Here is an 11,181-nt window from a genome sequence, read left to right as displayed (position 1 = left end):
AACTTTTTGCTGCATTATCCGTCTCCTTATTTACCATTATAATCTTAGCATCTTTCAATTAATTTCCATACTATCATGAGTTTTACAAGCAAGACGAGAGTAGAATTTCCTGATGTAGATAACATCATAGGTAATAAGAATGAGAAAAGTTAGAATTCACCATTGAGTGTATAGAAAGCGATGTAAACAAAAGAACAGCCTTAACCCAAGAAGCATTTACGGGATAAGACTGTTTATAAATGAATGAGATGTACTTTTTATCTTGCAGAGACTGAGATTAGTAGACGAGGCTTTTTTGCCCTCATCAGATTCATTTTGATACAACCAAATGTGAGTCCCAGATAACGATATAAGGGCCCCATCCACTTTTCGTCGTTAGTTCAACTCCTTCAACTTCTTGTTTCTATCCATCATGTTTGTATAACCCCGATCACATAATTTGTTAGAATAGTAGTAGCTGTTACTTGTAATCATACATTCTAGCATCCTTCGTTCCTTAAAATTCTCACTTCCCGCACAACAAGACCGATGAGTTTCCGAATCAGCTGTCGTCTAACTTAACGAAGACATCAATGACAACCAAATTCATTTAACGAAGGAGTGTATGAAAATGGCATTAACGTCCGAATTCACAAGTATCAACTTGCCTGTAAAAAATGTAGAACAATCGAAAAATTTCTTCACGGGACTCGGCTTCGAATCCGATCCGCAGTTCTCCCAGAAGGACAAGTCGGAAGCCATCGTGATCGGCGGCAACCTGCAGGTCATGCTGATCTCCCAAGAATTTTTTAATACCCTCACGCAGAAGGAAACCGTCGATACGGACAAGTATGCGCAGATGACGATCGCGTTGGCCTTCGAGAGCCGGGAAAAGGTCGATGAAATCGTGAATACGGCGGTTTCCCTGGGCGGTAAAATACACGAAGATCCTGAGGATTATGGGTTCATGTATCATTGGGGTTTCGTAGACTTGGACGGCCATATGTGGGCTATCAACTGCAACAATCCCTCGGCAGTACAGTCCAGCGAGGTGTAATAACGTAATAGGTTGTTTAAAAAGACGCTGGGCGCATGGTCCCGGCGTCTTTTTCGATCCTCTAGCAACGGATCAGGTTTACCCGGTATCGGCTTTGAATTTGTCCATAATCGCTTGCCAGCCTGCTAGCTGGAACTCGACAGGGTGGCTGCTGTCCCGCGTCGAACGTTTCAATGACCTTCGTCTCGCGGCTATCAGATTCACGTTGTTATCTGTATACTATAGTCATATTCAAACGCAGCAACGAACATTCAAGAGCCGCAAGGAACTCATTACTGCTGATCGCCTGTGTATGTTGCAGCTATAAAGATGGGATAAACCTTATTGGGAGGGACAGAGATGACCGATCAGTTGAGACTCAACTACTCCACTTTACGAAAAAGAAGTAAGTCGAAAAGCTACCAGCAGCAAATAGAGAAGCTGACTACAGTTTTAATGACCTTTTTAAAAGAACATCAGTTGCTCCACACGGAGCCATTTAACGAGGACGGGTCTTTAAAAGAAGACTTGATCATCCGCCAATCCAACCTGTCGGAAATAGGGAACGAGCTGTTTAAGGTATATTTTCCGAAATGGTCCAACTACATCGATCGCGGCGGCAATATAGACAACACCGCTATCTTGGAAAAAGGCTTAAAAACGCTGCTGTCCAAAGAAGAATAAGACCAGGGCTAATACAGCCCGCCCCGGCCCAAAAAAATTACATTCCTTTTCCGCCCAGCGGGCGAAGTTTGATCTGTTCTATGCCGGCAATCAGCGGCCTTGCCTGTTGGATCAGCTCTTTTGCGCCATCCAGGGTCAAGGAGGCCTGGTGTGCTGCCGGGTCGTTCCACAGCTCCGTCACCCAAACGCTGTTCGGATCGCCGTCCGCCGCATTAACAACGTACAGATCGCAGCCGGGGACGGCATCCATCCCTTTTGCCGCTTCCAGCAGCAGCCCTGCAAGGGTGTCGCGTTGCCCTTCATGGGCAGTGAATTTTGTATATAAACCAAATTTGTTCATGTTTAGTTCCTCCTTGAGTTTCGTATTCTTATTATACTACTCGATTGTCACTTCTCCTTCCAATTCTCGGCAATTCTACCGCTGGGAAGCGCGCAATAATGGAGGAATACAGACCAACTAATGCCCCACCTGAAAGCATAACAAATTAAGCCAATTAACAGGAGATTAGTTATGAAATATTTTTTGAAAGTACTTGTATTTGCAGCCGCCATATCGGTAATGGGAGGTAATAGCAGCTTTGCATCTAGAGTACACCCGGCAATTTACATCAATAATGAAAAACTTGAGCTGTCCGCATCCGTTACCTGGCTCGGAACCACTTTAGTGCCTATGCGTCCTATCTTTGAGCAGTATGGAATGAGCGTGACATGGGATAACGTTAATAAATCGGTGACGGCAACCAAGGATGGGATAACCATCAAGCTAACCCATAATTCCAACGATGCTTATGTAAATGGCGAAAAAAAAGTCTTAACACAGGACAGCTGCATCTGTGAGGGTAGTCATGCCAATAAAAATAGAGCTGTCCTGCAAAGCGTTTTGACACACTTTGCGGGCAGCTCTGATGTTCTCCTACTTTCTGGATTAATCTTATCGTACACCGCCGGCCACACGGCGGAGCTTTATAAGCTCAGCCTCCGGCGAACTGCTCCGGCACCTCGTGGCTGCCGGAAGACCGCAGCTGACAGTAGACCAGACTACGCCTGAAGCTATCCGCCTACAGCGCCTCCCGCACAATCCGCTTATAAAAGAGCACCGTGAGGAAGCCAAAAATGGAATACAAAGCGGTATACAGCAGCATAACGATAAACATGGGCATCCACTGCTCAGTTCCGAAAAAGAACCAGCCGGACTGGACCGCAAAATAACTATGCAGCAGCCCCACCACAAGCGGGATGCCAAAGTTGAACAGCTGCTTCAGCTGGATGCCTCCAAGCAGGTTCCCCTGCGTAAAGCCCAGTTTCCTCAAGATCGTATAGTTCGGCCGTTCGTCCTCCCCTTCATCCATCTGTTTGAAATAAAGGATACAGCCGGACGTAATCAGGAACGCCAGTCCCAGAAAACCAACGACAAACATGTTCATTCCCATGCTGGCTTTTTGGCCGCGGGCTAATTCCCGCTGGGAAAAATCCTCCTTTTTGCCGGACAGCCCCAGCTCATGGAACAGGTCATCCGCTTCCTCCAGGCGGTCCCGGTCGGTAATCGAGACGGCGTTATAGACGGAATACTTTGTCTGAATGGCGGGATCGAGATCCGCTTTCAGCCGCTGGAACACCGTTTCGTCTACAACGGCGGTCGGGAGTCCTCCATTCACAAAATACCAGGAGACGACCGTTTCCTTGTCAAGGCCAATCACCTGCAGCGGAACGGTCTCTGATTTTCCTTTCATCACGATATCACCGCTAGAGCGGAGATCAATGATCCTTCTCACCCCATCGGCAAATCCGGTAAACAGCACTTCATCCGGAGCTACATCACGGATGCCTGCCTGAGTATCACTTACCACAGGAAGTACGGTCTCCGGGGAATTGTTGGCCAAAACACTCGCCGGGGAACCAATGACATCAGTAAGATCAACTTCCGCTTTTAGAACTTCTCTGCGGATTTCGGTGTATGGAATATTCCGTTCATCCAGCCCCTGCAGGAACTTCTCCATGTCCGGCCGAGCGGCGATGGAAAAGTCGTTGGGTTCGCTGGCCGCGGCATCTTTGTCGGCGGAATAATAGGTAATATAAGCTAACGAAAGCATGCCAATCGCCAGTGCGGATACGGTGGTAATAATCGTCAGCAGCAGCGCGTTCGATTTCATCCGGAACATGATGGAGGAGAGCGACAGCACTTCCTTCACCGTGAGATAACCGCCTTTGCTTTTGCGGATCAGATAAAATATAAAACTCACCGACCCTTTATAGAACAAATAAGTTCCCACGATGACTGAGCCCAAAATGAGCAGCATGGTGTTCGCCAGGCGGCTGGCGTCTACACTACCGCTGAACAAGCGCGTAGAGAGTACATACCCATACCCGATCAGCACGATTCCGGCAAGCCCGATCAGCATTTGCAGAATCGACAGCCGGCCGATTTTGCCTTCTGTTGAAGACCTCACGCGAAACAGCGACAAAATGGTCTGCCTGCGGATAAACAGGTAATTCATCAGCATAATCAGCACGTAGATTGCGGCAAACACGGCCGCTGTCTGAATCAGCGCTTCGGTGGAGAAGGTTAACTTCGCTTCGATTTTCACGCCGGTTACTTTGAACAGGACCATCAGAAACAGCTTGGACGCGGCAAACCCGGCAAAGATGCCGATCACCATGGATCCAAAGTACAGCAACAGATTTTCCGCAGTCAGCAGCCGAAAAATCTCGTTTTTAGTCAAGCCGATCAGCTGGAACAGCCCGATCTCCTTGCTGCGCCGTTTGATAAACAAGTTGTTGGCGTACAGCAGAAAAAACCCGACGATCACCACCAGCAGCGTCGAAGCCGCTCCAAGTCCGGCCGCGCCTTTTGCCGATCCTTCGATTTCTGATGTTATGGAAGGGTCAAACCGCAGGGTAACAAAGGCAAAATACAGCCCCACACTGAACACCAGCGCAAACACATACAGGTAATAGTTTTTGATGTTTTTTTTCAGGTTGCGGAGGATCAGGGAATTAAGGCTCATACTGCACACCGCCCAGCAGACCCTGCGTCTTGATAATGTCGTTAAAAAAAGCCTGGCGGTTCTGTTCCCCCCGGTGCAGCTGGGTGTAAACCTGGCCGTCCTTGATAAATACCACACGGCTGCAATAGCTGGCCGCGCTTGGATCATGCGTCACCATCAGAATGGTGGACGAAATCTTTTGGTTTAAATCGCTCAGCTTGCCGAGCAGGTCCGCGGCTGATTTGGAATCCAGGGCACCGGTAGGCTCATCCGCAAAAATAATACTGGGATCGTGAATAAACGCCCGGGCCGCGGAGGTCCGCTGCTTTTGCCCGCCGGAAATTTCATTGGGATATTTGTCTTTCAGCTCATAAATACCAAGCTCTGACGCAACCGTCCGGAACTTCTCGTCCGCCGCCTTGTGAGGCACCTTTTTGATCGACAAGGGCAGCAGAATGTTCTCCTTTACGGTCAAGGTGTCCAGCAGGTTGTATTCCTGAAAAATGAAGCCCAGATGATGCTGGCGGAACTCCGCAAGCTGCTTTTCCTTCATCGAGGTGAATTCCTGGCCCTCTATGGTGATGCTTCCCGTGGTGACATGATCGATCGAAGACAGCACGTTCAGGAGCGTGGTTTTGCCCGAGCCCGACGCCCCCATGATGCTGACGAACTCCCCTTTCTCCACGCTCAGATCAATGCCCTTCAGCACTTCCTGCCGGTTAAACTTGTTACCGTAGCTTTTATGGATTTTTGCAGCTTCGAGTATTGCCAAGTTTCTTCACTCCTTTGTCTGATGTTTTTATCATACCGGGAGAAAAGGCGTTTTTCCTTCGTTTCGCCGAACAAAAAAACAAAGCATGTGACAATGCTGTCACATGCTTCGCAGCCGCTCAATTTCATTTTCTTCCGGAAACACAAGGGTAAAGGTTGACCCTTGCCCCGGCTCCGAGCGCACCTCAATCGAGATGAGCAGAGAATCGGCGGCTTTTCGGGCCAAATAGAGTCCCATCCCGGTAGCCGCCGCCATTCCGGTAACGTCGCGTCCGCGGCTGGTGGAGGTAAAACCTTTTTCAAAAATCCGGGGCAGATCATGAGGGGTGATCCCCAGTCCAAAATCTTGAATGTTAAGCAGCGTGTGCCCGTCCCGTTGTCCGCTCTGGATCAGGATGTCCGAGGAATCGCTGTATTTCACGGCATTGGACAGCAGCTGCCGCAGGATGAATCCAAGCCACTTGGCGTCGCTGAGCACCTGTCTGTCCTCTGAAGAGAGACCGAGGTCGAAACCAATTCCTTTTTGCATACACCAGGACTGCAGCTCCCGGATTTCCTTGTACAAAATCTCCTCCAGATTGCAGTTCCCGATGTACAGGTCGTTGCGGATATACGCGATCCGGCGCTGATGCAGCTGCTGGTCCAGCAGCAGATGCACCCGCAGCCATTCATACATCAGACGTCCCCGCAGCGCCTCATCCGGCAGACGGTCAATCATTAGGCGCATCGCGGTCAGCGGAGTTTTCACTTCGTGAATCCAGGACAGCAGATCGTCTTTCTCCCGCTCCACTTCAATCAGGTAACCGGACCGCTCCTGTTTAAAAAAATCGTTTTGGCGGCTGATCCGCTCCAAAATCATCCGCTCCATGGGGCGCTGCGTTTCGCCTAACGGCTCCAGCTCGTACGATTCCCCCCACTCCTCAAGTTTTTTCAGAAAAGCCGTCTCCCGTTGGTACCTCCAGAAAAGAAACACGAGGAACAACAAGGAAGCAAGAAGCGTGATATAGCCGAGAGACCGTATGGGAATGGAAGGATCAAGATACGCAACAAACAGGACAAGCAGCTGGGACAGCAGAAAAAAAACGATCCAGCTCAGCCGTTCTCTCAAAAACAGCCGGATCATAGCGGGATCGCCTCATCGGTAGCCAAATATCCCTGGCCGACCTTGGTTTCGATGTACTGGTCCAGTCCAAGCGGCTCCAGCTTTTTCCGCAGCCGGTTCACGTTGACGGTCAGCGTATTGTCGCTGACAAAATGTTCGTTATCCCATAAACTCCGGATCAGTTCCTCGCGGGTTACAATTGTATTTTTATGTTCAATCAGCATTTTAAGGATAAACATCTCGTTTTTGGTCAGTTCAACCGTTGCCGCGTCATTCGATAGCGTGTTTTTTCCATACTCCAGGGCAGCCCCTCGCCAGGTTTTCAGCTCGGTCCGTTCGCTGCTGTAGTTATAAGCGCGCCGGAGCGTTGCCTGAATTTTGGCGATCAGCACCTCGAAGTGAAACGGCTTTTGCATAAAATCATCGGCGCCCAGCTGCATGGACATCACCATGTCGGTTGGGTGATCGCGCGAAGATAAAAAAATAATCGGCACATTGGAATGGGCGCGGATCAGCCGGCACCAATGAAACCCGTCGAACTTCGGCAGCTGGATATCAATGATGACCAAATCCGGATTCAGGGCAGTGAATTGCTGCAGCACGCCGCCGAAATCCTGAACACCGCAAACCTGGTACGACCATTGGGAGAGCCTGTCCCGGATTTCGCCGAACAGCGTCTCATCGTCTTCAATCAGCATGATGGTAAACAGTGTGATACACCCCGCTTGTAGATGTGTGAATGAAGGCCGCCGCCAGAAGGAAGCAGATGCCTTGCAGCACAATCTTTCACTTCTGTTATTATGCTGGAGATTATAGAAGGAGACAAGCGGAGCCAAGGAATTAGCAGGGATGAACGGGGATGAACAGGTTCAAGCAGAGATGAGCGGCCACGAAAAAAAGGAGCACAGCGGCAGCATGCCTGCTTATGCTCCTTCTTGAGTTATCTCCTGGTGTACATTTTTTGGTCCTGCAGCCGGATCAGCACCTTGCCAAAACGCCCGCCCTGGCTGGTCTGCACCGGCCCGCCGCCGTAAGTACGCCGCACATAATCCGTTACCTTCTCCCGAGCGGCTTCATCCGCCGCCACGCCGTAATGCGGGAGCAGTGCCATCACCTCTGAGACAGCCGCTTCCTCACTTTCGTGCACAACGGTTTTCATCTCCCGGGTCACAATGGATTCGTATGCGAAACCTTTCAGATACAGCAGCTGCAGGAGATACCCCATGTCCGGCACTCTCTCCGCCGCGTTTTGATTCCCCAATAGCGGCAGCACTTCGGCCACAAGACTATGGTCTCTGCCTCCGGCCATCAGGCTGATATAACAATACTGCCGCGCACAGCTGAGCACCCGTTCGACGCTTTCCCAGTCCACGATGACAGGGCACATGGACACAAAAACCAAATCAAAAGCCTGCTCCCAGCCTTTGACGGAGAGGTCCAAATCCTCAAAGGCCTGCGGGACGATCTCCACCGGATGCAGGTCAGGACGGATCGCCGCTGTATTTTGTTCAAGCAGTTTCCGTAGGGGAACATTGGGTTCAACAGCAATAACGCGCGCTCCACGCTCCGCAAAAGGTACGGAAAAACCGCCCGAAGCCGCCCCCACATCCAGCACGGACAAACCGTCAAACTCCACGCCTTGCCCTTCGATCCAGCCGATGATCCGTTCGCTCCGGCGTCTTCCCTCTTCGCTAAATACCTCCCGATTAAACGTCTCCGCTTTGCTGTCGAAGCTGCGCGTCATGTCAACGCCGGCTTTTTTCATCTTATTGCCTATAGCCTGCGGGTCCTCTTTCCATGCCTTTTCCCAGACCTGTGCGTTAAATAAATCCTTTGTCATATCGAAATCATCCCTTCTATTATGGATGGATTGGCGTCAACGCTGCCTCCGCCGTACCTTAATACCTTAATACCTTTCATACATCACACACCTTAATACCTTTCATACGTTACATCCCTTAATACCTTTCATACGTTACACACCTTAACACCTTTCATACGTTACACACCTTAACACCTTTCATACGTTACACACCTTACACACCTTACTGCGGCGTGATTGGAACGGGGGCGCTCTCCTTCTTGCCGCCCGGTTCAAGCTTAAAGGAAATCGCCAATCCGGCCGCGGCCATGGCGGTAAGGATTCCAAATACAACCCGGATCCCCGGAAGCATATCCCCAGATATAACGGCCGAACTGTGGCCCGACACCGAGGTCAGCACTGCCGCAAGCACGGCTCCGCTTACGGACCCGCTTAACGAGCGGAGCATGATGGTCATTGGTGAGGCATGTTTAATCATGGCGGCGGGCACATTCGCCATCGCATAGGCGGTAATAGGCGACATAATCAGCCCGATCTCCACCATAAACAGGGCAAACACCGCCATAAGCAAAATAATGGGCGGCTGAAACGAACTTACCGCGGACAGCAGCAGCAGCGTGACCGTCATGCCCAAAAAGGCGGTCCGGGTAATCGTCTGCGCGCCGAACCGGTCGTACAGCCGTCCCGAAACCAGGCCGGATAAGCCCATCAGCAGCGCCCCCGGCAGCAGCATCAGTCCCGACTCCCGCGGCGACAGCCCCAGGATTTTTTGAGCATACAGGGGAAGGAACAATTCGACTCCAATCATGCAAAAAAACAAAACCCCCCCAATCCACGAAGCGTGCGTAAACGCCCGGTACAGGAACAGCCGGAAATCCAGCAGGGGCTCCGCCAGCCTAAACTGCCGCCCGACAAACAAAGCGACCAGCGCCGCTCCAGCGGTCAGGACCACTGCCGCTGGCCAAGCGGCTCCTCCTTCTTGGTCTCCTGTTAAATTTAGGCCGTACAGCAGGCCTGCAAACCCCGCAGTTGAGTACAGCACGGAACGCAGATCCAGCGATGCTCCGTTTTTGTCTCCGACATTTTTCAAGCAGACATAAGCAAGCACCAGGTTAATTGCAGCAATCGGCAGAATGCCGTAGAACAGCAGGCGCCAGGAATAATGTTCCACAACAAGTCCTGACAAGACGGGACCAAGGGCCGGAGCCAAGCCCATTACCAGTCCTACCGTTCCCATCGCCGAACCGATTTTTTCTTTAGGGAAAACTCTTAGAATGGTAGTTTGGAACAGCGGCATCAGCAGCCCGGCTCCAACACCCTGAACAAGGCGTCCGGCCAAAATCCATCCAAAATCCGGACCAGCCGCTGCCAGCAGCGTGCCTGTAAGGAAGGCTCCCCCCGAAGCAAAAAACAAGGCTCTGGTAGAAAACTTCCCGATCAGGAAACCCGCTATGGGAACCACAATACCGGCCATCAAAAAATAAATGGTAACCAGCCACTGCCCTGCATTTTCTTGAACCCCAAGCTCATTCATCATCTTCGGCAGCGCTGTGTTCAGCATCGTCTGCATCAGCTGCGCTAAAAAGTTGGCAATCACCAGCGAGGCGACGATGAGTCCAGGCCTGTTTCCGTGGCCGGGTCTGATTCCAGGGCTAGGGCCGGACCCGGTGCCAGAGCCTGTTCCAGGGCCGGTTCCAGGGTTGGATCCGTGGTGGAGCCCAGGGCTAAGGACCGTTCCAGTGCCGGATACGTGGCTGAGCCCAGGGCTAGGGCCCGTTCCGGGGATGGATCCATGGCTAAGTCCAGGGCTAGGACCCGTTCCGGGGACGGATCCATGACTGAGTCCAGGGCCAAGGTCCGTTCCGGGGACGGATCCATGACTGAGTCCAGGGCCAATGCCAGGGCTGAGCTCAAGGCCAGTGCCGAGTCCAGTGGCTGGACCAGTGCCAGCGCCAGTACCCGTGCCGGTTCGAACGGCAAATCGCATTCCTGCTCCTCCTCCACATCGTGTATATTAAAGACTGTCATTATCTTTAATGTTTCCATACAGCAGCGCTCTACTTGTTTTTAATTCGTAGGGGAGATCATCTGCACAGTATGACTACATAATCGACTTTATGAGTCTACAATATACACAATAGATTCAGATGTCAAGCCAAACGCCAACCTAAAAGAATAATTAATTTCCCGACAAAGTATGGAACACTGCTTAAGAACTCAACTTTCGCAGAGCGAAAATATGCTTAGCTCCAGTCCTGGCGTGGATTTAACCCCAATAAAGTAATCGTCTTGAAAAATAGAACAACACCGCTTTGCCCGCGGCGAACGCCCCGCTCGGCGTTCTATTTTATTTACGGTGCGATGAAGTTAGCACGCTAGGCCGGGCAGTTGCCTTGGCACAACTCATAGAACGGCTGAACGAAATTGCGGCTCAGGTTGGGAAGAAATGCTCCACCCTAATTCAAAGTCAACTCCAGCACTGGATCTCCTGTTTGCCCAGCGATCTCAAAGCCTACCTGCCGATCACAGGTTACGTTGCCGCTCTCAGGCTACGCTGCCGCTCTCAAGCTGCGCTCCGATCTCAGGCTGCGCTCTGATCTCAGGCTGCGCTGCCGATCTCAGGCTGCGCTCCGATCTCAGGCTGCGCTGCCGATCTCAGGCTGCGAAAGTTGAGTTAATAAAAGCAGCATGAACCAAGACTTGATAACCAATGACTTGAACTGCCGCTGTTGTCGTTGAACTGACAGGAACGAATCCTCTCCTGTAACAGACCCGCAGCGGATTACCGCAGTACGCGATACGC

At 51.2% G+C, this 11,181-nt stretch carries 10 protein-coding genes; 3 read left to right on the top strand and 7 right to left on the bottom strand.

Going from position 1 to position 11,181, the window contains the following annotated elements; translation table 11 throughout:
- The first annotated feature begins 610 nt into the window (after positions 1–610).
- Together ACE6ED_RS28915 and ACE6ED_RS28910 are read left to right on the top strand one after the other, a co-directional pair.
- Entirely contained in the window at positions 611–1,036 is a 426-nt protein-coding gene (locus ACE6ED_RS28915) for a VOC family protein (protein WP_410830914.1), read from the top strand.
- A gap of 339 nt (positions 1,037–1,375) precedes the next feature.
- Complete coding sequence (locus tag ACE6ED_RS28910) at positions 1,376–1,699, top strand: hypothetical protein (protein ID WP_410830913.1); 324 nt, start codon at positions 1,376–1,378, stop codon at positions 1,697–1,699.
- 37 nt (positions 1,700–1,736) lie between these two features.
- On the opposite strand, the gene ACE6ED_RS28905 is transcribed toward ACE6ED_RS28910, so the two are convergent.
- Entirely contained in the window at positions 1,737–2,039 is a 303-nt protein-coding gene (locus tag ACE6ED_RS28905; protein ID WP_410830912.1) for a putative quinol monooxygenase, read from the bottom strand.
- A 171-nt stretch (positions 2,040–2,210) separates the two neighbouring features.
- Here ACE6ED_RS28905 and ACE6ED_RS28900 point away from each other — a divergent pair, with 171 nt between their 5' ends.
- Positions 2,211–2,747: a copper amine oxidase N-terminal domain-containing protein gene (locus tag ACE6ED_RS28900; RefSeq protein WP_410830911.1), complete on the top strand. Its 537-nt coding sequence runs from the start codon at positions 2,211–2,213 to the stop codon at positions 2,745–2,747.
- A gap of 10 nt (positions 2,748–2,757) precedes the next feature.
- Here the strand turns inward: ACE6ED_RS28900 and ACE6ED_RS28895 are convergent, their stop codons facing one another.
- The 6 genes from ACE6ED_RS28895 to ACE6ED_RS28870 all read right to left on the bottom strand — a co-directional run bounded on the left by ACE6ED_RS28895 (position 2,758) and on the right by ACE6ED_RS28870 (position 9,975).
- Entirely contained in the window at positions 2,758–4,704 is a 1,947-nt protein-coding gene (locus ACE6ED_RS28895) for an ABC transporter permease (protein WP_410830910.1), read from the bottom strand.
- Entirely contained in the window at positions 4,694–5,455 is a 762-nt protein-coding gene (locus ACE6ED_RS28890; protein ID WP_410830909.1) for an ABC transporter ATP-binding protein, read from the bottom strand. The genes ACE6ED_RS28895 and ACE6ED_RS28890 overlap by 11 nt, the downstream gene beginning before the upstream one ends.
- Before the next feature lie 99 nt (positions 5,456–5,554).
- Positions 5,555–6,577, bottom strand: a complete 1,023-nt coding sequence (locus tag ACE6ED_RS28885) for a sensor histidine kinase (RefSeq protein WP_410830907.1) — start codon at positions 6,575–6,577, stop codon at positions 5,555–5,557.
- Positions 6,574–7,266 (bottom strand): response regulator transcription factor, encoded by a 693-nt coding sequence (locus tag ACE6ED_RS28880; protein ID WP_410830915.1) that lies wholly within the window; start codon positions 7,264–7,266, stop codon positions 6,574–6,576. Before ACE6ED_RS28880 ends, ACE6ED_RS28885 begins: the two co-directional genes overlap by 4 nt.
- Before the next feature lie 230 nt (positions 7,267–7,496).
- Positions 7,497–8,396, bottom strand: a complete 900-nt coding sequence (locus tag ACE6ED_RS28875; RefSeq protein WP_410830906.1) for a class I SAM-dependent methyltransferase — start codon at positions 8,394–8,396, stop codon at positions 7,497–7,499.
- 205 nt (positions 8,397–8,601) lie between these two features.
- Positions 8,602–9,975, bottom strand: coding sequence for a DHA2 family efflux MFS transporter permease subunit (locus tag ACE6ED_RS28870; protein ID WP_410830905.1), 1,374 nt, complete (start codon positions 9,973–9,975; stop codon positions 8,602–8,604).
- Positions 9,976–11,181: the final 1,206 nt, after the last annotated feature.

Source organism: Paenibacillus nanchangensis (genome assembly GCF_046543445.1).
GTDB lineage: Bacteria > Bacillota > Bacilli > Paenibacillales > Paenibacillaceae > Paenibacillus_AQ > Paenibacillus_AQ nanchangensis.
Note: the sequence above shows the minus strand (reverse complement) of the source record. Positions and strands in the feature narration are given on the sequence as shown.